A 23,061-nucleotide genomic window follows, 5' to 3' on the forward strand; every position below is an offset into this window, starting at 1 on the left:
GTCACGCATTTTTTGCCTGAAATCATAAAAAAACCCTGCAAATCATTGATTTACAGGGTTTTAGATATGGTCGGGGCGGCAAGATTCGAACTTGCGACCTCTCGCTCCCAAAGCGAGCGCACTACCAGGCTGTGCTACGCCCCGTTCGGTGAAAGGATCATCTATACTAACAACGCCCCGCTCGCAAGTCAGAATTAAGAATTTTTCTAAGACCCAGCATGAACGTAATGGAATATAGCGTCGGCTTTGAACAGTACTTTGCCACGTGCCCTCAACTCACCACGGACGAAGACGACCGTTCGTGTGCTTCGAATCACCTCGACGTCGGATTCCACCCAGTCTCCTTCGCGCGCCGGTGAGAGGAACTCGGAGTTCATCTTGATTGTCACACAATGCCGGCCGGTTTCATGACGTACAGAGGCCGCAAGCGCAGCGTCGGCGAACGTCATCATCATTCCGCCATGCACCACCCTGATGCTGTTGAGATGACGTTCCTCCACCCGGAAAGCCCGGATCAATTTGCCGTCGTTTGTAATCTTCTCATAGAAGGGGCCGTTGATGTTCGTGAAAGGCGCTGCTCTTTCAACAATCTCAAATCCATCGGGAACGGGACGGGTTCCGGTTGTGTTGTTATTCATTGTTTGTCCGGTGGTTACTGATTTTCAAAAATGGGATGATACAGAACATCCCCGATCTTAACAGAGTTTTCGTGAGCAAATCCGCCGTTCAGTTCAAGAACCGCCCGGGCCGCCCCTTCGAATGTAACGACATCCAGGGAATGAGGAACTGCTTTGTCCTTGATATAGAGAATTTTTCCGGATGCATCCACAAAGAACATATCGAGTGAAATTTCCGTATCTTTCATCCACATCGTAATCTTCCGGGTTTCCCCGAAGTCAAAAAGCATCCCCTGCATTGGCGGCAGGGTGGGACGATGCATCAACCCTTTACTCCGCTCCGCGGGATCATCCGCGACTTCAACATCCAGGAGAATGCTCCGCTCCGCGGTTTTTAGGATGAGGCGTTCGGTCTCAGAGACTGTTTCAGCGTGAGGCGCCGATATCGCCGCATAAAACAGCAATAAAATCAATCCAGTCAGGATAAATATGAAACCATTACGCGAACTGGTGAGCGGTGTCATTCGACCGAAGAATTCCTTGTCTGCAAACATATTTTCTTTATAGTAGGGGCTCCTCGGGGGGAGCCAGTTTGGCTGAGAGGTTCCGATACGCGGAACGACCCCGAATACCTGATCAGGTTAATACCTGCGTAGGAACGAGAGGTCAATGGAACCGGAACGCCCAGACATTTTATCTATGCCGAAGCCGATGAACGTCGCATCAGGCGATCTGTCGCCTGTCGGTGTGACGCTGACCCTCGACCGTCTCGAATTTGATGGGCAGTTGATCCTCGGTGATCTTAAGCTGATACTGGAACCCGGCAAAATTACCTGTCTGCTGGGTCCCAGCGGGGTCGGCAAGAGCAGTATTCTCAAAGTTCTTGCCGGATTTATTCCGCTGCCCGGGCAAAGCCGTATAACGGTCAGCGACAATGACCCCCTGGCCGGGCGCCTGTCTTATATGGATCAGCAGGACCTGCTCCTGCCATGGGCAACCGTACAGGAAAACCTGCTGATCGGTGATCGGCTAAGGGGAAACCCGCCAAATATCGAACGCGCCCGCCACCTCCTTGATCATGTGGGGCTTGCGGATCGACAGGACGCCCTTCCTGCGACCCTTTCCGGCGGTATGCGCCAGCGCGTTGCTCTGGCCCGGACATTGATGGAGGGAGCGCCGATCGTGCTGATGGACGAACCATTTTCCGCGCTCGATGCCATTACAAAGTTACGGCTCCAAGATCTGGCGGCGGACATGCTGAACGGCAAGACGGTCCTGCTCATCACCCATGACCCGCTGGAGGCCTTGCGCATTGGCCATGTTATACATGTTCTCTCCAGTGTCCCGGCCACCCTATCCTCACCACTGGCTCCAGAAGGATCCATTCCACGCAATCCGACTGACGACACGCTCAAGCATCACTACTCCGAAATTATGGCGCAACTTGCGGCTTCCGGGCGGTTGTCATGAAAATTTTTCGTATGCTGATTACCATAGCCGGACTGCTTCTCCTTTGGGCTGCGATTGCCGCGCTTCTTGATCTGCCGAAATTCATACTCCCTTCGCCGCTGATCGTGATGGAGGCGCTTGTCCGTCATGCCGGGTTGATTGCGGAGAACGCAATCACCACGGCCACGGAAATTCTATTGGGCCTTATCCTTGGGGTTATGTTCGGGATGATATCTGCTCTCATGATTTCCGCCTATCAACCTGTAAAGCAATGGGTTTTTCCGCTGCTGATTGCAAGTCAGGCGATCCCTGTCTTCGCGATAGCACCGCTGCTCGTGCTGTGGCTGGGGTATGGTATTGCCCCGAAAGTGGTGATGAGCCTGCTCATCATATATTTTCCGGTAACCGTCGGATTTCTGGACGGCCTTAACCGGACGGACCCCGCATGGCTGAATCTTGCCACACTACTACAGAAGTCAGGCCATAAAGGCCGCCTTGGAGACCTTGTCCGCCTCTATCGCTATATCAAGATTCCGTACGCCCTTCCCTCACTCGCCTCCGGCATCCGGGTTGCGGCGGCAGTTGCCCCGATCGGTGCCGTGGTTGGTGAGTGGGTCGGCGCCTCTTCCGGTCTCGGTTACCTGATGCTCCATGCGAATGCCCGTGTCCAGACGGACCTGATGTTCGCCAGCCTGCTGGTCCTGACCCTCATGGCACTTCTTCTTTATTACCTGATCGATCATGGCCTCCGGCGCGCTTTGCCCTGGCTTTCAGATCAGGACGACACTGTCACCCAAAAATGGAGTTAGTAAATGAAAAGAATATTCCTCCCCCTGTTGATCGTTCTTGCGATCCAGAGCACCACGGCGAGCGCCGCGGAAAAACTGACCGTGCTGCTGGACTGGTTCGTCAATCCAGACCATGCCCCTCTGATCGTTGCCGATGAAAAGGGTATTTTTGAAAAGCATGGGCTTGATGTCGAGATGATCGCTCCTGCGGATCCAAATGACCCGCCAAAACTGGTTGCGGCCGGTAAGGCGGATCTGGCGATCTCCTATCAGCCCCAGCTTCATATGCAGGTGGCAGAAGGGCTGCCGCTCAAACGGATTGCAACCCTCGTGGCGACGCCACTGAACAGCCTCGTGGTTCTTGAAGATGGTCCGATAAAGTCACTCGCCGATCTCAAAGGGAAAAAAGTCGGCTATTCCATCGGCGGATTTGAAACGGCGCTCCTGAATGCCATGCTGGCCCCTCATGATATCTCACCGTCCGACCTCACCCTCATCAATGTGAACTTCTCGCTTTCCCCCAGCCTTTTGTCCGGACAGGTAGATGCCGTCATCGGCGCCTTTCGGAACTTCGAACTCAACCAGATGGATATCGAAGGATATCCCGGACGGGCTTTCTACCCTGAGGAAGAGGGTGTGCCAGCATACGATGAGCTTATCGTTGTCGCCAATTCAGCAAAGCTGGATGATCCAAGACTGATCCCGTTTGTCGAGGCACTGGAGGAAGCGACGCAGTATTTGATCAACCACCCGAAGGAAAGCTGGGAGCTGTTCATCAAGAATCATCAAGAGCTGGATGACGAGCTCAACCGGCGGGCATGGAGTGCAACCCTGCCCCGCTTCGCACTACGACCCGGCGCCCTGGATACAGGCCGGTATGATCGCTTCGCAAAGTTTATGAAAAAGCAGGGCCTGATCGAGACGATCAAGCCCGTGGCAGACTATGCCACCGCCCTGCAATAGGCTGTGAATTAAGAGAAATAACAGACATTTACGTCCGGAATATTAATTTATTCCGGACGCTGGATTTCTGCGACTTGCGGCCCCTTTGCACTATCGCCGATCCGCACAATCATCCTCTGGCCCGCCTGAACGGGCAAAGCCCCTTCTCGGCGTAGAGTTTCCATATGCACGAAGATATCCTGTGTGCCGTCTCCGCGCGTCAGGAAGCCATACCCCTTGACCGGATCGAACCATTTCACTTCAACCTCGACAAAGTCACCTTGCGGCTGCACCGCAGGATGGTTGGTGACATTGTTCTTTTCCGGCACCCGCGGCTCGAAAGGAACGGCCGTCGACGTGTCAATATCAAGAACCTTTATTGCCTGAAGCCCTTTCGAGCGACGCACGACAATACAGGTTACGCTTACACCTTCCGCCACATACTCATGACCGGCCTCGCGCAGACAAGAAAGATGGAGAAAAATATCGCCCGGCTCATTATTCGGCGTCAAAAAGCCAAAACCCTTGACCGTGTTGAACCATTTAACACGTCCTGTCATTTCAAAGGTTGTTTCCGGGGACTCGATCGATTTTGTCTCTTCCTGCTTACTCCGTAATTGTTCAATTTTGGCTGTCATATATTACTCCCGAACTTGGCGATCGTCCTGTATCGTCTCGCCAGACAGGGAGTTTAACACATTTTTAAGGAAACTTTCAATATTCGAATTGGTTGAATACTTGCCGCCTGTTTCCGGTAACATGGTATGACAAAAGCAGTATTTCGCGCCCCAAAAAATGATCGCGACACATTACCGCATGGATGTTACTTGCAGCAGGCAAAATCCCGTGGCATATACGGGGAAAGAGTCAGGGATCAGCCATAAATTTTGCTCCCTATAATTTTAACAGATGCCGACGACAGGGATTGCAGGACTTTGTTAAAAACCCTTAGTTTGTTTCTCGTGCTAATGGCGGTCTGGCTATTGCTGTCGGGAATCTACACTCCTCTAATCACCGGATTTGGCGTCGGCTCCTGCCTGTTGTCTGCCCTCATCGCTTATCGCATGGATGTCGTCGATCGTGAGGGACATCCACTCCATCTGGGACCCCGCATCATCACATATTGGGCATGGCTCTTTGTCGAGATATTCAAGGCGAATATCGATGTGGCAAAATGCGTTCTCTTTCCGCGAAAATATTTACGGCCCAGCATGTTCACAGTCACCGCCACTCAGAAATCCGATCTCGGCCGTGTCATTTATGCCAATTCTATCACGCTGACGCCGGGAACGGTGACGGTGGATCTTGATGGCGACCAGGTCATGGTCCATTCCATGACCGAGGTTTCAGCGGAAGGGATCAAAAGCGGCGACATGGACCGCCGGGTCACCAAAGTCATGGAGGAAGCATGACGATTTACGCCATTGCCGCGATCGCCATTCTTGTCAGTATTGCCCTTGCCCTCACCCGCGCAATCATCGGTCCGACCTCTTATGACCGTATTCTTTCCGTGAATGCCATCGGAACAAAAACAGTCTTGCTGATCGGCGTGATGGGTTTTTTGGGGGGACGGCCGGACTTTCTTGACCTTGCACTGGTATACGCCCTCGTCAATTTCATTGGTACGCTGGCTGTTCTGAAATATTTCAAGTTCGGCACCCTCCGTGGCACCCTCTCCAAACCGAGGGATAACGCATAATGGAACTGGTCCTCGATATAGCCACATGGATTCTGCTGCTGGCGGGGAGTGTATTGCTCCTGATCACCGGATATGGCCTGCTGCGTCTGCCAGACCTTTATACGCGTATTCATGCCGGAGGCATGGCCGACACGCTTGCCACATTCCTGATATTTATCGGTCTTGCCTTGCAAAGCGGCTTTACGCTTGTAACCGCCAAACTGCTGCTCGTCCTTGTCTTTGTCTTCTTCACCAGCCCAACATCGTCATACGCGCTTGCGCAAGCGAGTTTCGTTGCGGGCCTGAAGCCAAAACTGGACGGCTTCGGCCCAGCGAAAAAGACAGATGAAGACGCATAATCATTTACAGAAAGCCGAGAGGGAGACAAGACCATCGCTGCCTTTGTAGATATTTTCCTGATGCTGTTGCTGATTGCAGGAACAATGACAGTCCTGATGGTGCGCAACCTGTTTGTCGCGACCATGCTTCTCGGCATCGTCAGTTTTACGATGGCACTGATTTTCGTCAGTCTTGATGCGGTCGATGTTGCCTTTACCGAAGCGGCGGTCGGCGCCGGTATCAGTACCGTTCTCTACATCGGCACCCTTGCACTTGTCGGATCGCAGGAGAAGGAGCGTCCGAAACTCGCATTGGGTCCCCTCGTCATCTGTGTTCTGGTCGGCGCGGTCCTCTACTACGCGACATATGAAATGCCCGAGTTCGGCCATCCGGAGAATCCGGTCCAGACCCATGTGTCACCCCGGTATGTTCAGGAAAGCCCGACGGAGATCGGCATACCGAATATGGTGACCTCCGTTCTCGCAAGCTATCGCGGCTACGATACTTTTGGTGAGGTAACCGTGATTTTCACGGCCGGGATCGGCGTTCTTCTGATCCTGCGCCAGCGCCGCCGGAAACGCTCCGAGGCAGAAAAGGACGCAAAGGACACTCCGCTTGATGAAAATCGCAACGGTCAGGGAAGCAGCCTGAGCGGACTTGGAAGCGCCCATGATCTGGTGCCCCATGTCATCGCCAAATTATTGATCCCCTTCATCTTTGTTTTCGGGCTTTATGTCCAGTTTCATGGCGATTTTGGACCCGGCGGCGGCTTTCAGGCCGGGGTGATTTTCGCCGCCGGCATCATCCTGTACGCCCTTGTCTTCAGCCTTGATCTGGCACGGGCCGTTATCAGTGAAAAAGCCATTCTGTTCCTGATCTCTGCAGGCGTCGTGCTCTACGGGGGGGTCGGTATCGTCAGCATGATGCTGGGTGGCAATTTCCTGGATTACAATGTGCTTGCCTCCGATCCAATCGCGGGTCAGCATATCGGCATCCTGCTGGTGGAACTTGGCGTCGGCATTACGGTAACGGCAGCGATGCTGGCCATTTTCTATGCTTTCGTCGGTCGCGCGGACCTGATTGAGGAAGCCGCGCAGCGGGGAGAAAACTGATGTCCTTTGGTTTCTTCAACTATTGGGTTTTCATCATCCTGCTGATGATCGGCCTCTATACGGTGATGAGCCGGAGCAACCTCGTTAAGAAAATGATCGGCCTATCGCTGTTCCAGATTTCCGTTTTCCTTTTCTATATCAGCATGGGAAAGATATCCGGCGGCACCGCGCCCATTGTTATCAGCGGGTCTCTTGATACGGCGGAGGCCATTTATTCGAATCCGCTACCTCATGTCCTGATCCTGACCGCTATTGTGGTCGGCATTGCGACGACGGCTCTTGGCCTTTCTCTGGTGGTCCGGATCAAGGAATCATTTGGCACCATTGAAGAAGACGACATCCTCGAAATGGAGGATGGCGCCTGACATGATATCTCTGAGTTCCCAGTTTCCAATTCTGGTCGCCCTTGCGCCTTTGATGGCCGCCCCCTTCTGCGCCCTGTTTCGCGGCAACACGCTGCCCTGGGCCCTGACAACGATTATCAGTGCCTTCAGTTTCTATGTCAGCCTGTCACTACTGTTTTCCGTCGTCGCCTCCGGTCCCATCTCCTACGAGCTGGGCGGCTGGGCACCGCCATGGGGGATTGAGTATGTCGTCGACCCGCTGAGCGGCTTCATGCTCGTTCTGATCAGCGGGATCAGTACGGGGGTCCTGCTCTTTGCCCGGGACAGCATTACGAAGGAAGTGCCTGCGCATCAACTTGGCCTGTTCTTTGCTGCCTATCTGCTTTCCCTCACCGGCATGCTTGGTATCTGCATTACCGGCGATGCCTTCAATATTTTCGTTTTTCTGGAAATCATGTCGCTGTCCTCCTATGCGCTCATCGCCATGGGCGAACGGGCGGACCGCCGCGCCCTCACCGCGGCTTTCCAGTATCTGATAATCGGCACTGTCGGCGCGACATTCTACCTGATAGGTGTCGGCCTCATCTACATGATGACGGGAACGCTCAACATTGCGGATATCGCCTCACGCTTTCCCGAAATCGAAGGCACGCGGCCCATCCTCGCCGGGGTGGGCTTCATCATTGTCGGCATTTGTATCAAGCTGGCGCTGTTCCCGATGCATGTCTGGCTGCCCAACAGCTATACCTATGCGCCGACTATCATAACGGCCTTCTTTGCGGGAACGGCAACCAAGGTGTCGGTTTATCTTCTGATCCGCTTCATTTTCACCGTCTTCGGTCCCGAATACAGCTTTGCCGGACTGGGCCTGACGGACGTTCTGATGCCGCTCGCCATCCTCGGGTTCCTGTCAATGTCGGCCGTCGCGATCTTTCAGACGAACTTGAAGCGTCTCCTGGCCTATTCGAGTGTGGCCCAGCTTGGATATATGGTTCTTGGTATCGCCTTGGCGAGCGAGGCGGGCCTGACCGCATCGATCGTCCATATCTTCAATCATGCGGTGGTAAAGACGGGTCTGTTCCTGTCCGTCGGATGCATGTTCTATGTCGTCGGCTCGACCTACCTTAAGGATTTGCACGGGGTCGGCAGGCGCATGCCCTTGACGACCTTCGGCTTCGCCCTCGGCGGTCTGGGGTTGATCGGCGTCCCGCTTACCCCCGGCTTTATCAGCAAATGGTATCTGGTTGTTGCAGTCCTCGAAAAAGGCTCATACTTCGGCTATGCCCTTGTTGCTGCGCTGATGGTGTCAAGCCTGCTGGCTGTGATCTATATCTGGCGTGTGGTGGAGGTTGCCTATTTCCGCCCGCCACCCGAGGGAACGGAGACGCGGGAGGCGCCGCTCTCCCTGCTCATCCCGACATGGATTTTCATTCTCGGCAGTTTCTATTTCGGTATTGAAACCAGCTTCAACGTCGGCTTTGCCAAGACCATTGCGAGTTTCCTGATGGGGGGCGCATAAATCATGTTCACCCTGGAAACCCATGTCATTCTGGCCCTGATTATCCCGCTCCTCGGTGCGGTCGGGATTGCCATTGCCTCCGCCGCACCCAATATCCGCGAGACCGTCACACTGGTCACCTCGGTTCTGCTCTGCCTCAATGTTTTCAGTATCCTGCCGGGCGTGATGAACGGCATCGAACCTGTTGTGGTCCTTGTCCAGTTAATGCCGGAGATTGGCCTGACCCTCAAGGTCGAGCCGCTGGGGATGACCTTCGCCGCGGTCGCATCCTCCCTCTGGATCATCAATTCGATCTATTCGATCGGCTATATGCGCGGAAACAATGAGCCCCGGCAGACCGGCTTCTACGTCTGTTTCGCCATCGCCATTGCCGCAACGATGGGTGTAGCCTTCTCGGCCAACCTGCTGACCTTATTCGTTTTCTACGAAGTGCTGACGCTATCGACCTATCCGCTGGTCACACACAAGAAAAATGCGGAGGCATTGAAAGGCGGCCGGATCTATCTCGGCATCCTGATCGGCACCTCCATCGGGCTTTTTCTGCCGGCGATCATCTGGACCTGGACTCTCGCCGGTACCGTCGATTTCGTCAAAGGCGGCATTCTTGATGGCCATGCCAGCGCCGGGGTCACAGGCGTACTGCTGTTCCTCTTCATGTATGGTATCGGCAAGGCCGCCTTGATGCCGATCCACCGCTGGCTCCCGGCGGCTATGGTTGCCCCCACACCGGTGAGTGCCCTGCTGCATGCGGTTGCCGTTGTGAAAGCGGGCGTCTTTGCGGTTTTGAAAATCGTCATCTATATCTTCGGCATCGACTTCCTGAGTCAGACCGGCGCGTCTGAATGGCTCACCTGGGTCGCCGCCTATACCCTGATTGCGGCCTCGGTGGTTGCGCTCACCAAGGATAACCTGAAGGCCCGGCTCGCCTATTCCACCATCAGTCAGCTTGCCTATGTGGTGCTCGGCGCCTCCATGGCAACCTCGATGGCGGTCGCGGGGGGCGCACTTCAGATTGTGATGCACGCCTTTGGCAAGATCACCCTCTTCTTCTGCGCAGGCGCCATCTACACCGCCGTGCATAAGACCGAGATAAGTGACATGCGCGGGCTTGGCCGGCAAATGCCGCTGACCTTCATCGCCTTCCTGATCGGGGCACTTAGTATTATCGGCCTGCCGCCACTCGGCGGGAGCTGGAGCAAGTTTTATCTCATGCTTGGCGCCGCGGAAGCGGACGAGATATATCTGATGATCGTGCTGCTGGTCAGTTCACTGCTCAACATCGCCTATCTGTTGCCGATTGTTGCGCGGGGCTTCTTCTATCCGCCGCTCGGCCAAAGCGACGAGCCGAAACCCGTCGGATATGAAAAATCCGATTTCTCATGGCGGAACATTCAGGAAGCACCGCTCTTTTGCGTGCTGCCGCCCGTATTGACCGCCATCACCTGCGTGATACTTTTCTTCCTTGCGGATCCGATCATCAGGCTGATCGAACCGATTTTGACGCCATAGGGATAGCATATTATGTCACACCCGGATGACGAAAAAAAATACTGGCTGGAGGAACCGGCGAATATCAACAAGATATTTTACGCCGTGATCGGGCTCTGTGTGCTGGTCGCCCTGCCCAAGGTTCTGACGCTGCTCGATATTCTCCTGTTCAAGCAGGGCCGGTTTGAATTGGCTGATTTTTTCGTATTCTACACATTTTTTGGCGTGGTTGGTTATGTGATGATGATCTTGCTCGCCAAAAAGCTTCGTGGCTTTCTGATGCGGGATGAGGATTACTATGATTGAAGGCCTCAATCCCGGATTAATCCTGATTTTAGGCGCGCTGCTTGTCCCGCTCACCAGCGGCTTTATCCGCTCGCTTCTTATACTGGCCCTGCCTGTCCTCGCCCTTGTCCAGATTTATACGCTCGGCCTTGGCACATGGGGCCATTTTGAATTTCTGGGGCTGTCTCTCGAGATCACCCGCATCGATCCCCTCTCGCGGATTTTCGGCACGATCTTCTGTATCGCCGCCTTTATGGGGATGGTCTACGCCCTTCATGTTAAGGACACGATCCAGCATTTTGTCGCCCTGATCTATATCGGATCGGCCATCGGCGCCGTCTTTGCGGGCGATATGATCACCCTCTTCGTCTTCTGGGAACTGACGGCGATCTCCTCCGTTTTCCTGATCTGGGCAAGCCGGACAGAACGGGCCTATCGGGCAGGAATGCGTTACCTGATTATCCAGGTGACATCCGGTGTTATCCTGCTCGGCGGGATCATCGTCTATTATCAGGATACCGGTTCGATCGCCTTTGACTATATCGGCCTGACCGGCATTGCAGGCGGCCTGATCCTGATCGCATTCGGCATCAAGAGCGCCTTTCCGCTTCTTCACAACTGGGTACAGGACGCCTATCCCGAGGCGACCGTTACAGGCACGGTCATCCTCTCCGCCTTCACGACCAAGCTGGCCATCTATGCGCTTGCGCGGGCGTTTCCCGGAACCGACATCCTGATCCCGATCGGCGGCGCCATGATCATTCTGCCGATCGTCTATGTGGTGCTGGAGAATGACCTCCGGCGGGTCCTCGCCTATTCCCTTAACAGTCAGCTTGGCTATATGGTCATCGGCGTCGGCATCGGCTCGGAACTGGCCCTCAACGGTACAGCGGCACATGTCTTCGTCCATATCATGTACAAGAGCCTCCTCTTCATGTGCATGGGGGCCGTCCTGTTCCGGACCGGCACCGTCAAGGTGACCGAACTTGGCGGGCTTTATAAATCAATGCCGGTTACCACTATTTTCTGCCTTATCGGCGCCGTTTCAATTGCCGCCTTCCCGCTGACGGGCGGATTTGTCTCTAAAGCCATGATCCAGTCGGCGGCTCTGAACGGCGGGCTTTTCGTTCTCTGGCCGGTCATGCTGTTCGCCTGTGCAGGCATAATGGATCATTCAGGCCTTAAGGTGCCGTTCTTCACCTTCTTCTCCAAGGACCGGGGCATCCGGGTGCAGGAAGCGCCCGCGAATATGCTGATCGCCATGGGCATCGCCGCCTTTTTCTGTATCGGGATTGGCGTCTTTCCGGGTCTGCTGTTTGAGTTATTGCCTTATGCACCGACCTACAATCCCTATTCCTTCGGGCATATCGTCTCGGCATTGCAGCTACTGCTCTTCGCCATCCTTGCCTTCATGCTGCTGATACGCTTCAAGGTTTATCCGTCGGAGCTCAGATCAACAAACCTCGATTTCGACTGGTTCTACCGGGTTCCGCTGAAACGGCTGATACTGGCGATTGGTCGCCTGATACTGATCGTCTGGAACTGGTCACTCGGCATTGCCAATGACGTTCTTCGTTACTTCATCGGACTAGTGAGCGAAACACACAGCAGCGGAAAAGTCATGGCGCGCACAACGGCTTCAAGCACAGCGGTGGTGATTATCGTCGCATTGCTGGGCGTGCTGCTGGTTTTCCTCTATCAATTCCCGCAGTAGCCGTGATTTCGGAGGAAAGGATCAGTTCAGTATCGGGCGCTCCCCGCTGACAATCCGCTTCTTCGGCATCCATCTGGTGACCGAGCGACCATCTGCCGTAAACCGGACTTCCTGCGCGGAATTCGGCGCCGCATCGAGGTCGGAACGCCCGTTTTCATCATAGGGATGAGCCGGCTCAGTCGCCTTGTCCCCTCCGGCCAGTCTAGGGATACCCTTCCGATAGGCGGACGCCATATCCGCCAGCATTATTTCCGCATTCCGCCCCCGTGCGACAGCAGAGCGGATTGCCGTGTCCTGGGACAGGATCAGGTCCAGCTCGATCATACCCTTGTCCTTAAAGCTTTCATAAAATGACTGAAGAAACTTCTCCACCTCCGTACTCGGCGCAAGCGGCTCGCGGATCATGAAGTTGTTCTCAAGCGCCAGAAATATATCCGGCTCAATCGGTCCCGATACTGTCGACAGAAATGTGGAGGGCATCAGCTTGCGCTGCTTATGGGACGCGGCATAAATGGCTTGCGACAAATACAGCAACTTCATCATAAACGGCGTCTCAGACACCTGCCCGGAAGCCCATGTCCGGGTTTTCAACCAATGGATAATATCGAATGTGGAACGGGTGACAGGACGCATCAAGGTTTCTCATCATGTTATCATGACGCCCAAACTAAAGGCGAATGGTTAATCCGGACTTAATGCCGGGCCTCTATGTTGTTAAAAATACAACATAAAAAGACGATTCCCGGGAATCAGCGTCAATACTACCTTTAAGGGTTTATTCTGTTTGTAAAATCCCTCAAATTGCCGTAAGAATACCCTGACTTCGAACTGGAGTAGATTAACTTGCAAAGAGAGAACAATACATCGTCGCTGGCCGATCTCTCGAGTCCTGCCCTTGTTGAGCTTGTCCGATATTGGCAAAACCTCGATCCGGCGGCGACCATCCCGCATCGTCAATATTTCAATCCCGTCGATGTGCCCCACTGCCTTCGGCATATCGTGCTGATGGATGTGCATGAGACGAAACCGCAATATTACATCCGCCTGGCCGGGTCTGCCGTTAATCCGGTGTATCAGAAATCTATCACCGGCTGCTATCTGGAGGACATCGTGAGGGCGGAGGATTTAGCAGATGTGCTCTTCGACTACGATCACACAGTTGCCAACCAGGTGCCGGTATTCCGAGTCAACTCAAGTCGGCTCATCAATGGAAAAATGCGTACCTATGAGAGAGTGATCCTGCCTATGACCTCAAACGGGATTGCAGCAGACAAGTTGCTGGTTGGTATAAATTTTTTCGATGTTGCGGTGCATCTGGTCGACCGCCCCGTCTTCAAGATTTAGTCCTTAGAACATACTTGCCCTGCCCCTCTTTCTTGGAGTAGGCTAATCTGCAACGGGACGCTCCAACCACGGGAGACACATCATGCAGATGAACGGTGAGGAACTGATCAACGCGCCACGGGCAAAGGTCTGGGACGCGTTAAATGATCCGGAAATTCTGCGGCAATCCATTCCCGGATGTCAGACTGTTGAGAAAGTCAGCGATACGGAATTCACAGCAACCGTAAAGGTCAAGGTCGGTCCGGTTTCGGCCAACTTCAAAGGCAACGTCACCTTAAGTAATATTGACGCCCCCAACGGCTATACCATTACCGGTGAAGGCAAGGGTGGCGCCGCCGGTTTCGGCAAAGGCAGCGCGGATATTTCCCTTACGGATTCAGATGACGGGACCCTTCTTTCCTATAATGCGAATGCATCGGTAGGCGGAAAGATGGCTCAGATCGGCTCCCGCCTGATCGACGGTACGGCCAAAAAACTCGCCGGTGAGTTCTTCGCAAACTTCAATGAGCTGGTGAGCAGCGGAGAGAGTGCCGCGAGTGCTTCACCGGAAGATACGCCCATTGAGGCGGCAGCGGAATCTGCGGCGATTGAATCGGTGCCCGAATCATCGACCCCGAAACCTGACACTCCGCCCGCTGCCGAGAAAGCCCCCTCACCCGACTGGATGAGACCCGGAATACTGATCCCGCTCGGCATTCTCGCGGCAATCATTCTATTTTATCTGGCGGGCGGTTAGAGAGAATTCCTGTAAGTGCTTTACTGCTCCGGGCTTCGCGCTAGATCAAATGAAAGTCCGGTAGAAATAAAAAGAAGTGACTAAGAAGTCTAACAATTCGTCAGAAATATTACATGGCGTTTGACCAAGGGAGGAATATTATATGACATCGGTGACCATGACAGTAAACGGGAAGCAGGTGAGCGCGGACGTTGCGCCCAATACGCTCCTCGTTCATTTTATCCGCGACAACCTCCGCCTGACGGGCACCCATGTCGGCTGTGACACCAGCCAGTGTGGCGCCTGCACGGTACATGTGGATGGCGACAGCGTTAAATCCTGCACCATGCTGGCCGTTCAGGCTGACGGTGCAGATATCGCAACCATAGAAGGTCTGGCAAAAGGCGGGGAACTTCACCCGATGCAGGCCGCCTTCCGGGAACACCATGGCCTGCAGTGCGGTTTCTGCACGCCGGGCATGATCATGAGCGCGGTTGACCTCGTCAAACGCAACCCCAACCCCTCTGAAGAGACAATTCGCACCGAACTTGAAGGCAACATCTGCCGATGCACCGGTTATCATAACATTGTCAAATCAGTCAAAGCAGCTTCGGAGAATATGGGAGGGTGATCAATGTCTGTCGAAAATGGAATTGGCGCCTCAGTCAGGCGTAAAGAAGACCAGCGGTTTATCACGGGGAATGGTCATTACCTCGATGATATGAACAGGGCAGGCCAGGCATATGGATATTTCCTGCGCTCCCCGCATGCATTTGCAAAAATCAACAATATCGACCTGAGCGCGGCCAAATCGGCGCCGGGTGTCGTCGATATCTTTACCGGCGCGGATATGGTCGCCGACGGGATCGGCGGGCTGATCTGCGGCTGGGGAATTACCAGCAAGGACGGAACCCCCCATAAGGCACCGCCCCACAACAGTATGGCCGTCGATGCCGTGCGACATGTCGGGGATCAGGTGGCATTTGTCATTGCGGAAACCCTGCAACAGGCAAAGGACGCCGCGGAAATGATCGAGGTTGACTATGATGTCAGGACCCCGGTCACCAGTATCCGCAAGGCGCTTGCTTCCGGTGCGCCGCAAATTCATGAAGAAGCACCCGGAAACCTTTGTTATGACTGGGAACTTGGTGACAAGGCCGCTGTCGACTCCGCATTCTCAAATGCGGCGCATGTCTCGAAGATCGACCTTGTGAACAACCGCCTCTCACCCAACCCGATGGAACCACGTGCCGCCCTCGGCGAGTATGACGCCGGCAGCGGCGAGTTGACACTTCATACGACCAGCCAGAACCCGCATGTGGCCCGGCTGATCATGTCCGCATTCCTCGGGATTGCGCCGGAGAACAAGCTGCGGGTCGTTGCGCCGGATGTCGGCGGCGGTTTCGGCAGCAAGATCTTTGTTTATGCCGAAGAAACCACGACAATCTGGGCTGCAAAGAAAATCAATCGCCCAGTCAAATGGACGGCGGATCGCTCGGAAGCGTTCCTGACGGATGCCCATGGCCGCGATCACGTTACCCATGCGGAACTCGCCATGGACAATGACGGCAAGATCCTCGCCTTCAAGGTCTCGACCCAAGCAAATATGGGAGCTTATCTCTCGACTTTTGCATCTGCTGTCCCGACCTATCTCTATGGCACCCTGTTGAGCGGGCAATATAAAATTCCGAGCATATATGTCGAGGTGCAGGCCGGATTCACCAACACAACCCCCGTCGATGCCTATCGCGGGGCCGGTCGGCCGGAGGCTACCTATGTGGTCGAGCGTATGATGGATACGGCGGCGCGGGACCTTGGCATGGACCCGACGGAGTTCCGGCTGAAAAACTTCATTCAGCCCGATGCCTATCCCTATGAAACACCGGTCATCATGACATATGATTCCGGCGATTATCCGCTTTCCATGAACAATGCGAAAGAGATGATCGACTATGACGGCTTTGCGGCCCGCAAGGCGCAGTCGAAGGCCAACGGCAAGCTGAGAGGTATCGGCACCGCTGCCTATATCGAGGCCTGCGGCATTGCGCCATCAGCGGCGGTCGGCTCGCTCGGGGCCGGTGTCGGCCTCTGGGAATCCGCGGAAGTCCGCTTCAATCCGACCGGCAGCGTGACCGTCTTCACGGGCAGCCACAGCCATGGGCAGGGGCATGAGACGACCTTTGCCCAGATTATCGCAGACAAGCTTGGCGTTCCCATTGACAGTGTCGAGGTGGTCCATGGCGATACCAGCAAGGTCCCCTTCGGCATGGGAACTTACGGATCCCGGTCTCTGGCCGTTGGCGGTTCCGCCATTTCAAAGGCTATCGACAAAATTGTCGAAAAGTCGAAAAAGATCGCGGCCCATCTGATGGAAGCCTCGGTCGAGGATATCGAGCATGAGCATGGCGTCTTCTCGGTTGCCGGAACGGACAAGCAGATGACCATGGGCGAAATCGCTTTCGCAGCCTACGTCCCACATAACTATCCGGCTGATCTGGAACCGGGGATGGCGGAAAATGCGTTCTACGATCCGCTCAACTTCACCTTCCCGGCAGGCACCCATATTGCAGAGGTCGAGATCGACCCGACAACGGGAGAAGTCGAGATTGTCGACTGGGTTGCTTCCGATGACTTCGGCAACATCATCAACCCGATGATTGTGGATGGCCAGGTCCATGGCGGCGTCGCGCAAGGCGTGGGTCAGGCTCTTCTGGAAGGGGTGATCTATGACGATGAGAGCGGTCAGCTCCTCACCGGGTCCTATATGGATTACTGTATGCCCCGGGCGGATGACCTGCCGAGTTTCCGGGTCTCCACGACCAACACCCCCTGCCCCAGCAATCCGCTTGGCGTCAAGGGTTGCGGGGAAGCAGGAGCCATTGCGGCTCCCGCGGCGCTGATGAATGCCATCATCAATGCAATCGGCAAGGATATTGATATGCCGGCGACGTCTGAAAAAGTATGGCGCGCCATCAACAGCAATTAAGAAGGGATAAACCAAATGTATTCATTCGATTATGAGCGCCCTTCAGGGGTAAGTGAGGCCGCCGCCGCCATTGGCGAGGACGATCGTTTCGTTGCGGGCGGACAGACACTGATTCCTACCTTGAAACTCCGTCTTGCAGAAGCCGGCAAGCTGGTTGATCTTGGGGGTATCGCCGATCTGAAAGGCATCTCGGCCAACGGATCGGAAGTGAGCATTGGTGCCATGACCCGTCATGCCGATGTCGCCACCTCCGCCGAGGTCAAGTCGGCTATCCCCGCGCTTGCCCATCTCGCCAGCCATATCGGCGATGCACAGGTGCGCAACCGCGGCACGATCGGCGGATCGATCGCGAATAACGATCCGGCCGCGGATTATCCGGCCGCCCTCGTCGGTCTCGGGGCAACTGTTCATACGAACAAACGGAGCATCTCGGCGGAGGATTTCTTCGTCGATCTGTTTGAAACCGCGCTGGAGGACGGAGAAATCGTTACCAAGGTCTCTTTCCCCATACCGGAGAAAGCGGGCTATGCGAAATTCCCGAACCCGGCATCCCGTTTTGCACTCACGGGCGTCTTTGTCTCCAAATCGGCAAATGGTGTCCGCGTCGCCGTAACCGGCGCAGGGCCTTGCGTTTTCCGGCAAACGGCAATGGAGGCCGCGCTTGAGAGTAATTTCTCTGCTGATGCGGTTTCCGGCATCAAGACGGAGGCATCGGGGCTGAATGCGGACATTCATGCATCCGCCGAATATCGTGCAAACCTGATTTCGGTTATGGCGGCGCGCGCGGTCAAGGCCGCGTCATAACGCGTTATCTCAAGGCATAGCGCAAAGACAAGGGGAAGTTTTGGCTTCCCCTTTCCTGTTCTTTATCTTAACTGCTGATATCAGGGGCCGGATCGGCGGCACATTTATAATCAAAGACCCAGGGGAAAGCCCATAGAAATGCCAGATACGCACCCTCAATCCATCGACGCCGTACAGGAAATGCTGCAAGGGGCCGACTATGTCGCGGATAGAAGCCTTGCGACTGTACTGTTTCTGGCGCTTAAAATGAGGCGCCCTCTCTTTCTTGAAGGCGAAGCCGGGGTTGGCAAGACCGAGATTGCCAAGGTTCTTGCGGAGCAGCTTGGCCGCCCGTTGATCCGCCTGCAATGCTATGAAGGCCTGGACATCAGTTCCGCTGTCTATGAATGGGACTATGCCCGCCAGATGATTGAAATACGGTTGGCGGAGGCAACGGAAACTGCCGACAAGGACCGCCTCAGCAGTGATATATTCTCGGAAAAATTCCTTATCAAACGGCCTCTTCTCAAGGCGCTTGAGAGCAATGTAGGCGGTGCGCCGGTACTGCTGATTGACGAGCTGGATCGGACAGATGAACCGTTCGAAGCATTTCTTCTGGAAGTGCTGTCCGATTTTCAGGTCACCATCCCCGAGTTCGGCACGATCAGGGCAAAGGAACCGCCAATCGTTATTATCACGTCAAACCGGACGCGCGAGATACATGATGCCCTGAAGAGGCGCTGCCTCTATCACTGGGTGGATTATCCCGACGCCGAGCGGGAGAAGGAGATCATTGCCCGAAAGCTGCCCGATATCGACAAGCGGCTGTCCGAGCAGATTGTCCTGTTTATCCAGGCGCTGCGGCAGGACCCGAACTTGTTCAAACTGCCCGGCGTCGCCGAAACGCTCGACTGGTCCTCCGCACTGAAGGAGCTGGATATCATCTCGCTCGATCCCGATGTCATCAACGACACGCTTGGCGTCCTTCTGAAATACCAGGATGATATCGTCAAAATTCAGGGCAGCGAAGCGGCGGAGATCATTCGGAAAATTAATACGGAACTCGGTACAAAATGAGCGACCCGGGAGCACATGCGGGCGGGACTTTCACGGAGAATATCCTGCATTTTGCGCGGACATTGCGCCGTACCGGCCTGCCCGTCGGTCCCGGCCGGGTAATTGAGGCAATCCGCGCCGTAGAGGTTGCCGGTATACGCCGACGGGATGATTTTTACTGGACGCTGCATTCGGTGTTCGTCAACCGCCGCGATCAATGGGATATATTCGATCAGGCCTTCCATGTCTTCTGGCGCAATCCGGAAATCCTCAAGAAGATGATGGACATGATGCTGCCGACAACCTTTCTCGACAGCACAAAACGAGACGATCAACCCGAGCTCAACCGCCGCCTTTCCGATGCGCTCGCTCCCTCACCCGCACCAGACCCTGAAAAGGAAAGCGAGAGCGAGGAAATCGAAATCAACGCAACGCTCACTGCGTCAGACAACGAACTCCTCCAGTCCAAGGATTTCGAGAGCATGACGGCGGAGGAAATGGAAATGGCGAAAAAGGCCATGGCAACCATGCAGCTTCCCATCCTGAGCGTTAAGACGCGGCGGCATCGCGCCGATTTTCACAGTGGTGCGATAGATATGCGCCGCACTCTGCGGGCCAGCCTCAGAAGCGGCGGCGCCAGCATCCCCTTGCGCTTTAAATCCCGCGTCACCCGCCATCCGCCCCTGGTCATTCTCTGTGACATATCCGGATCCATGACCCAGTACAGCCGGATGCTGCTGCATTTCATGCATGCCCTCACAAATGACCGGGACAGGGTCCACACATTTGTATTTGGCACCCGCCTCACCAATATAACGAGATATATGAAGTATCGTGATGTCGATGCGGCGCTGGATGCGGTAAGCGAGAAGGTTGAAGACTGGTCCGGCGGCACGCGGATCGGCGCAACGATACGGGAATTTAACAAATTCTGGTCCCGACGGGTTCTCGGGCAAGGTGCTGTCGTACTGCTTATTTCTGACGGGCTGGACCGGGATGCGGGAGAAGGACTTGGTATCGAGATGGAGCGGTTACATAAATCCTGCCGCCAGTTAATCTGGCTTAATCCGCTGTTGCGCTATCAAGGATTTGAGCCCCGCTCCAAAGGAGTAAAGGCGATATTACCCCATATTGACCAGTTTCGTACGATCCATAACCTCAACAGCCTGAAAGATCTGGCCGATATTCTATCCGAACCCATGGGCGCCCAAATCGAGAGAAGGAGTTTTGCCGCATGACCGATGCCCTTTCCACTCTGCCCGCCGACGATATCCTCAGCCAGGCCCTCGCCTGGAAGAAAGACGGACACGATGTCGCCCTGGCCACTGTCATCAGCACCTGGGGCTCTGCCCCTCGTCCCGCCGGAAGTCAGCTTGCCATCGATGAAACCGGCCAGATGGTCGGCTCCGTCAGTGGTGGCTGCGTTGAAGGCGCTGTTATTCAGGAGGCCTTGGAGATTATCGGCAGCGGCATCCCGAAAACCCTTGAGTTTGGGGTCAGCAATGATGAAGCCTGGGAGGTCGGGCTTGCCTGCGGCGGAAAGATCAGTGTCTTCGTTGAGAAACTCGACTGAGGCGGCGTCATGAAAACGACTCTTCTGGAAGAACTGCAACAGGCGCGCCTGGCAAAGCGCCAGGTCGTACTCGCAACGAACTTAAACTCGGGAGAGCAAAGCCTCCTCTATCCTTTTGAGAATGAAGATAATTCAGAAATAGCGAAAGCAGCAAGAAATGCGCTTCGATATGACAAACCCGCTACCTTCGAAAGCGAAGACGGCCCGGTTTTCCTGAACATCTTCAATCCCCAGCTCAGGCTTTTTGTTGTGGGCGCGGTCCATATCGCCCAGATGCTTGTCCCGATGGCCGCATCAGCGGATTATGATGTTACCGTCATCGATCCGCGGCGGAGTTTCGGCTCCGACTTCCGTTTTCCGAATGTCACGCTTGATGACCGCTGGCCAGACGAGGCTTTTGCGGATCTCAGCATTGACCGCCGATCCGCCATTGTGACGCTTACCCATGACGCCAAGCTTGATGACCCGGCGCTGCAATGCGCACTGAAATCGGATGCATTTTACATCGGTGCACTGGGAAGCGGCCGTACCCATGCCAAGCGGCAGCAGCGCCTGCTCAGTGCGGGCTTTTCCGAATCACAGTTCGCCCGTATACATGGCCCCATCGGCCTTGATATTGGCGCAAAGTCCCCGGCGGAAATTGCCATTTCCATCATGGCGGAAATGACGGCCGTCCTCCGGCAGAAGGATGCCCGATGATTTTCGGCCGCATTCCTATCCGCGAGGCGAAAGGCATTATCCTTGCTCATGCGGTCGAGATAGCACCGGGAAAGCTTCTGAAGAAAGGGCATGTCCTTACCCAGACGGACATTAAATCCATTGAAAACAATGGAGTAGAGACAGTTATTGGGGCCCGGCTTGAAAACACCGACATGGCGGAAGATGACGCCGCCGCTGCGATGGCCGCCCCTTGCGCCGGAGAAAATGTCACCAACAAGCCGCCTTTCACCGGGCGCGCCAATCTTTTTGCCACCATGCGCGGTGTCGCAGTGGTAAATGAGCAGCTCGTGACCGACATCAATCATATTGACGAGGCGATCACGATTGCCACAGTCAAAAACCATGACATCGTAGACAATGGACAAATGCTCGCAACCGTCAAGATCATTCCCTTTGCAGCCCCGAAAGAAAAGGTAAAAGACGCAGCACAGCGGGCGATGCAGGCAACGGCACCCATTCTCTCGGTCCGCCCCTTTCGGAGAAGAAAAATCGGTGTCGTTTCAACCCTCTTGCCGAATACGAAAGACAGCGTTGTCCGAAAGTCCGAAGATATTCTTGAGGACCGCCTACGAGCATGTGAGAACGAAATTGATCTCCGCCGCCAGTGCGATCACCATGAAGAACCGTTGTCCGCGACTATCGCCGAGTTGAAAGCGGAAGGATGCGAGACCATTCTGATCTTTGGGGCCTCCGCCATCATGGACCGGAATGATGTTGTTCCGCTGGCACTAACACTCGCAGGCGGGACGATCGATCATTTTGGAATGCCGGTGGACCCCGGAAACCTGCTGTTGCTGGGGCATCTTGACGAGACATTGGTCATTGGTCTGCCGGGATGCACCCGTTCCCCCAAACTGAACGGTTTTGACTGGGTACTGGAGCGGCTCCTGGCTGATATCCCCGTCACCGCCTCCGATATCATGGATATGGGAGCGGGTGGCCTGCTGAAAGAAATTCCGAGTCGGCCGCAACCGAGAAACCAAAAGATGCAAGCGAGCCGGAAAAACGGAAAGTCAGTTGCGATCCTCATTCTCGCGGCTGGACAATCGAGACGTATGGGGGCCGAAAACAAGCTGTTCGCGGAAATCGGCGGAAAGCCGATGCTCCGCCACACTGCCGAGCAGGCCCTGCAATCAAAGGCAGACGGCGTTTATGGTGTCATAGGGCATGACCATAAGCGGGTTGCGGCCCTTTTCGATGACATGGGAGTCAAAAGCTTCCACAATCCGGATTATGAGGAAGGTTTGAGCAGCAGCCTGAAAACCGGCTTTCACGCCCTTGCCGATCAGTATGATGGCCTGCTTATCTGTCTTGGCGACATGCCTCTGGTAAAATCAAATCTTTTCAATGCGTTAATAGACGCTTTTGATGTAGAGGAGGGCCGCGCGATCATCGTTCCGACGTATCAAGGGAAACGGGGAAATCCGGTTCTAATCGCCAGCAACTTCAAGAGCGACATTCTGACCATAACCGGCGATATTGGCGCAAAATCCCTGATAGTGGAGAATGAGCCACTGGTATTCAATGTCGAAGCCGGGAAGGACAGCATCTTCACGGATATTGATACGCCGGACGCCCTCGCCGCCCTTCAACAGAAATGAGTGAATTG

At 54.8% G+C, this 23,061-nt stretch carries 26 protein-coding genes, 1 tRNA gene and 1 riboswitch; of the genes, 22 read left to right on the forward strand and 5 right to left on the reverse strand.

The genetic code is table 11. The features are described 5' to 3' along the window. Window positions 1-67: 67 nt before the first annotated feature. The 3 genes from AAC599_RS07195 to AAC599_RS07205 all read right to left on the reverse strand — a co-directional run bounded on the left by AAC599_RS07195 (window position 68) and on the right by AAC599_RS07205 (window position 1,141). Window positions 68-144: transfer RNA gene (locus AAC599_RS07195), tRNA-Pro, on the reverse strand. A gap of 62 nt (window positions 145-206) precedes the next feature. Beyond that, the gene (locus tag AAC599_RS07200) at window positions 207-638 is read right to left on the reverse strand and encodes a PaaI family thioesterase (protein WP_340149728.1); all 432 of its coding nucleotides are present in this window, start codon (window positions 636-638) and stop codon (window positions 207-209) included. Between the two features lie 14 nt (window positions 639-652). Then, window positions 653-1,141, reverse strand: a complete 489-nt coding sequence (locus AAC599_RS07205; protein WP_340149729.1) for a DUF192 domain-containing protein — start codon at window positions 1,139-1,141, stop codon at window positions 653-655. A gap of 46 nt (window positions 1,142-1,187) precedes the next feature. Next, a riboswitch (TPP riboswitch) is annotated at window positions 1,188-1,293 on the forward strand. Here AAC599_RS07205 and AAC599_RS07210 point away from each other — a divergent pair. From AAC599_RS07210 to AAC599_RS07220, 3 genes are all read left to right on the forward strand, one after another. Beyond that, window positions 1,287-2,087, forward strand: coding sequence for an ABC transporter ATP-binding protein (locus tag AAC599_RS07210; protein WP_340149730.1), 801 nt, complete (start codon window positions 1,287-1,289; stop codon window positions 2,085-2,087). It overlaps the preceding riboswitch by 7 nt. Further along, entirely contained in the window at window positions 2,084-2,875 is a 792-nt protein-coding gene (locus AAC599_RS07215) for an ABC transporter permease (RefSeq protein ID WP_340149731.1), read from the forward strand. Before AAC599_RS07210 ends, AAC599_RS07215 begins: the two co-directional genes overlap by 4 nt. A gap of 3 nt (window positions 2,876-2,878) precedes the next feature. Then, window positions 2,879-3,817, forward strand: a complete 939-nt coding sequence (locus AAC599_RS07220; RefSeq protein WP_340149732.1) for an ABC transporter substrate-binding protein — start codon at window positions 2,879-2,881, stop codon at window positions 3,815-3,817. A 47-nt stretch (window positions 3,818-3,864) separates the two neighbouring features. Here AAC599_RS07220 and AAC599_RS07225 read toward each other — a convergent pair whose 3' ends face one another. Further along, on the reverse strand, window positions 3,865-4,434 hold the full coding sequence (locus AAC599_RS07225) for a cold shock domain-containing protein (protein ID WP_340149733.1): 570 nt from the start codon (window positions 4,432-4,434) through the stop codon (window positions 3,865-3,867). Window positions 4,435-4,731: 297 nt separating this feature from the next. On the opposite strand from AAC599_RS07225, the gene AAC599_RS07230 reads away from it, so the two are divergent. Genes AAC599_RS07230 through AAC599_RS07270 form a run of 9 tightly spaced genes read left to right on the forward strand, consistent with a single transcriptional unit; the run spans window position 4,732 to window position 12,275 of the window. Further along, entirely contained in the window at window positions 4,732-5,208 is a 477-nt protein-coding gene (locus AAC599_RS07230) for a Na+/H+ antiporter subunit E (RefSeq protein WP_340149734.1), read from the forward strand. After that, window positions 5,205-5,495: a monovalent cation/H+ antiporter complex subunit F gene (locus AAC599_RS07235; protein WP_293962753.1), complete on the forward strand. Its 291-nt coding sequence runs from the start codon at window positions 5,205-5,207 to the stop codon at window positions 5,493-5,495. The genes AAC599_RS07230 and AAC599_RS07235 overlap by 4 nt, the downstream gene beginning before the upstream one ends. Continuing rightward, window positions 5,495-5,833, forward strand: coding sequence for a monovalent cation/H(+) antiporter subunit G (mnhG, locus tag AAC599_RS07240; protein ID WP_340149735.1), 339 nt, complete (start codon window positions 5,495-5,497; stop codon window positions 5,831-5,833). Before AAC599_RS07235 ends, mnhG begins: the two co-directional genes overlap by 1 nt. Window positions 5,834-5,884: 51 nt before the next feature. Then, complete coding sequence (locus tag AAC599_RS07245) at window positions 5,885-6,925, forward strand: DUF4040 domain-containing protein (protein WP_340150295.1); 1,041 nt, start codon at window positions 5,885-5,887, stop codon at window positions 6,923-6,925. Then, window positions 6,925-7,290 (forward strand): cation:proton antiporter subunit C, encoded by a 366-nt coding sequence (locus AAC599_RS07250; RefSeq protein WP_340149736.1) that lies wholly within the window; start codon window positions 6,925-6,927, stop codon window positions 7,288-7,290. Before AAC599_RS07245 ends, AAC599_RS07250 begins: the two co-directional genes overlap by 1 nt. A 1-nt stretch (window position 7,291) precedes the next feature. Further along, window positions 7,292-8,788 (forward strand): monovalent cation/H+ antiporter subunit D family protein, encoded by a 1,497-nt coding sequence (locus tag AAC599_RS07255; protein ID WP_340149737.1) that lies wholly within the window; start codon window positions 7,292-7,294, stop codon window positions 8,786-8,788. A gap of 3 nt (window positions 8,789-8,791) precedes the next feature. Further along, window positions 8,792-10,297, forward strand: a complete 1,506-nt coding sequence (locus AAC599_RS07260; protein ID WP_340149738.1) for a monovalent cation/H+ antiporter subunit D family protein — start codon at window positions 8,792-8,794, stop codon at window positions 10,295-10,297. Between the two features lie 12 nt (window positions 10,298-10,309). Further along, window positions 10,310-10,582 carry a hypothetical protein gene (locus AAC599_RS07265; protein WP_340149739.1) on the forward strand — a complete coding sequence of 91 codons (273 nt, stop codon included), beginning with the start codon at window positions 10,310-10,312 and terminating at the stop codon, window positions 10,580-10,582. Then, the gene (locus AAC599_RS07270; RefSeq protein ID WP_340149740.1) at window positions 10,575-12,275 is read left to right on the forward strand and encodes a Na(+)/H(+) antiporter subunit D; all 1,701 of its coding nucleotides are present in this window, start codon (window positions 10,575-10,577) and stop codon (window positions 12,273-12,275) included. Before AAC599_RS07265 ends, AAC599_RS07270 begins: the two co-directional genes overlap by 8 nt. A gap of 21 nt (window positions 12,276-12,296) precedes the next feature. On the opposite strand, the gene AAC599_RS07275 is transcribed toward AAC599_RS07270, so the two are convergent. Next, entirely contained in the window at window positions 12,297-12,908 is a 612-nt protein-coding gene (locus tag AAC599_RS07275) for a hypothetical protein (protein WP_340149741.1), read from the reverse strand. A 210-nt stretch (window positions 12,909-13,118) separates the two neighbouring features. Between AAC599_RS07275 and AAC599_RS07280 the strand changes: the two genes are divergently transcribed. From AAC599_RS07280 to AAC599_RS07325, 10 genes are all read left to right on the forward strand, one after another. Further along, window positions 13,119-13,619, forward strand: coding sequence for a PAS domain-containing protein (locus tag AAC599_RS07280; RefSeq protein ID WP_340149742.1), 501 nt, complete (start codon window positions 13,119-13,121; stop codon window positions 13,617-13,619). An 82-nt stretch (window positions 13,620-13,701) separates the two neighbouring features. After that, complete coding sequence (locus AAC599_RS07285; RefSeq protein ID WP_340149743.1) at window positions 13,702-14,355, forward strand: carbon monoxide dehydrogenase subunit G; 654 nt, start codon at window positions 13,702-13,704, stop codon at window positions 14,353-14,355. 142 nt (window positions 14,356-14,497) lie between these two features. Further along, the gene (locus tag AAC599_RS07290) at window positions 14,498-14,965 is read left to right on the forward strand and encodes a (2Fe-2S)-binding protein (protein ID WP_340149744.1); all 468 of its coding nucleotides are present in this window, start codon (window positions 14,498-14,500) and stop codon (window positions 14,963-14,965) included. 3 nt (window positions 14,966-14,968) lie between these two features. Continuing rightward, a complete protein-coding gene (locus AAC599_RS07295; protein ID WP_340149745.1) occupies window positions 14,969-17,320 on the forward strand; it encodes a xanthine dehydrogenase family protein molybdopterin-binding subunit in 2,352 nt (783 codons plus the stop codon). A gap of 15 nt (window positions 17,321-17,335) precedes the next feature. Continuing rightward, entirely contained in the window at window positions 17,336-18,124 is a 789-nt protein-coding gene (locus tag AAC599_RS07300) for a xanthine dehydrogenase family protein subunit M (RefSeq protein WP_340149746.1), read from the forward strand. 138 nt (window positions 18,125-18,262) lie between these two features. Then, entirely contained in the window at window positions 18,263-19,180 is a 918-nt protein-coding gene (locus tag AAC599_RS07305) for a MoxR family ATPase (RefSeq protein WP_340149747.1), read from the forward strand. Continuing rightward, window positions 19,177-20,397, forward strand: a complete 1,221-nt coding sequence (locus tag AAC599_RS07310; protein ID WP_340149748.1) for a VWA domain-containing protein — start codon at window positions 19,177-19,179, stop codon at window positions 20,395-20,397. Before AAC599_RS07305 ends, AAC599_RS07310 begins: the two co-directional genes overlap by 4 nt. After that, window positions 20,394-20,732, forward strand: coding sequence for an XdhC family protein (locus tag AAC599_RS07315; RefSeq protein ID WP_340149749.1), 339 nt, complete (start codon window positions 20,394-20,396; stop codon window positions 20,730-20,732). The genes AAC599_RS07310 and AAC599_RS07315 overlap by 4 nt, the downstream gene beginning before the upstream one ends. Window positions 20,733-20,741: 9 nt before the next feature. Next, window positions 20,742-21,431, forward strand: a complete 690-nt coding sequence (locus AAC599_RS07320; protein WP_340149750.1) for an XdhC family protein — start codon at window positions 20,742-20,744, stop codon at window positions 21,429-21,431. After that, on the forward strand, window positions 21,428-23,053 hold the full coding sequence (locus tag AAC599_RS07325; RefSeq protein WP_340149751.1) for a molybdopterin-binding/glycosyltransferase family 2 protein: 1,626 nt from the start codon (window positions 21,428-21,430) through the stop codon (window positions 23,051-23,053). The genes AAC599_RS07320 and AAC599_RS07325 overlap by 4 nt, the downstream gene beginning before the upstream one ends. Window positions 23,054-23,061 lie beyond the last annotated feature (8 nt).

Source organism: uncultured Sneathiella sp., from assembly GCF_963976355.1.
Taxonomy (GTDB): Bacteria; Pseudomonadota; Alphaproteobacteria; order Sneathiellales; family Sneathiellaceae; genus Sneathiella.

Bases quoted from the DNA above. Each gene is read 5' to 3' on its own strand.
- AAC599_RS07200 (WP_340149728.1), bottom strand. From the start codon at position 638: ATGAATAACAACACAACCGGAACCCGTCCCGTTCCCGATGGATTTGAG.
- AAC599_RS07205 (WP_340149729.1), bottom strand. From the start codon at position 1,141: ATGACACCGCTCACCAGTTCGCGTAATGGTTTCATATTTATCCTGACT.
- AAC599_RS07210 (WP_340149730.1), top strand. From the start codon at position 1,287: ATGGAACCGGAACGCCCAGACATTTTATCTATGCCGAAGCCGATGAAC.
- AAC599_RS07215 (WP_340149731.1), top strand. From the start codon at position 2,084: ATGAAAATTTTTCGTATGCTGATTACCATAGCCGGACTGCTTCTCCTT.
- AAC599_RS07220 (WP_340149732.1), top strand. From the start codon at position 2,879: ATGAAAAGAATATTCCTCCCCCTGTTGATCGTTCTTGCGATCCAGAGC.
- AAC599_RS07225 (WP_340149733.1), bottom strand. From the start codon at position 4,434: ATGACAGCCAAAATTGAACAATTACGGAGTAAGCAGGAAGAGACAAAA.
- AAC599_RS07235 (WP_293962753.1), top strand. From the start codon at position 5,205: ATGACGATTTACGCCATTGCCGCGATCGCCATTCTTGTCAGTATTGCC.
- mnhG (WP_340149735.1), top strand. From the start codon at position 5,495: ATGGAACTGGTCCTCGATATAGCCACATGGATTCTGCTGCTGGCGGGG.
- AAC599_RS07250 (WP_340149736.1), top strand. From the start codon at position 6,925: ATGTCCTTTGGTTTCTTCAACTATTGGGTTTTCATCATCCTGCTGATG.
- AAC599_RS07255 (WP_340149737.1), top strand. From the start codon at position 7,292: ATGATATCTCTGAGTTCCCAGTTTCCAATTCTGGTCGCCCTTGCGCCT.
- AAC599_RS07260 (WP_340149738.1), top strand. From the start codon at position 8,792: ATGTTCACCCTGGAAACCCATGTCATTCTGGCCCTGATTATCCCGCTC.
- AAC599_RS07265 (WP_340149739.1), top strand. From the start codon at position 10,310: ATGTCACACCCGGATGACGAAAAAAAATACTGGCTGGAGGAACCGGCG.
- AAC599_RS07270 (WP_340149740.1), top strand. From the start codon at position 10,575: ATGATTGAAGGCCTCAATCCCGGATTAATCCTGATTTTAGGCGCGCTG.
- AAC599_RS07275 (WP_340149741.1), bottom strand. From the start codon at position 12,908: ATGCGTCCTGTCACCCGTTCCACATTCGATATTATCCATTGGTTGAAA.
- AAC599_RS07285 (WP_340149743.1), top strand. From the start codon at position 13,702: ATGCAGATGAACGGTGAGGAACTGATCAACGCGCCACGGGCAAAGGTC.
- AAC599_RS07290 (WP_340149744.1), top strand. From the start codon at position 14,498: ATGACATCGGTGACCATGACAGTAAACGGGAAGCAGGTGAGCGCGGAC.
- AAC599_RS07295 (WP_340149745.1), top strand. From the start codon at position 14,969: ATGTCTGTCGAAAATGGAATTGGCGCCTCAGTCAGGCGTAAAGAAGAC.
- AAC599_RS07300 (WP_340149746.1), top strand. From the start codon at position 17,336: ATGTATTCATTCGATTATGAGCGCCCTTCAGGGGTAAGTGAGGCCGCC.
- AAC599_RS07305 (WP_340149747.1), top strand. From the start codon at position 18,263: ATGCCAGATACGCACCCTCAATCCATCGACGCCGTACAGGAAATGCTG.
- AAC599_RS07310 (WP_340149748.1), top strand. From the start codon at position 19,177: ATGAGCGACCCGGGAGCACATGCGGGCGGGACTTTCACGGAGAATATC.
- AAC599_RS07315 (WP_340149749.1), top strand. From the start codon at position 20,394: ATGACCGATGCCCTTTCCACTCTGCCCGCCGACGATATCCTCAGCCAG.
- AAC599_RS07320 (WP_340149750.1), top strand. From the start codon at position 20,742: ATGAAAACGACTCTTCTGGAAGAACTGCAACAGGCGCGCCTGGCAAAG.
- AAC599_RS07325 (WP_340149751.1), top strand. From the start codon at position 21,428: ATGATTTTCGGCCGCATTCCTATCCGCGAGGCGAAAGGCATTATCCTT.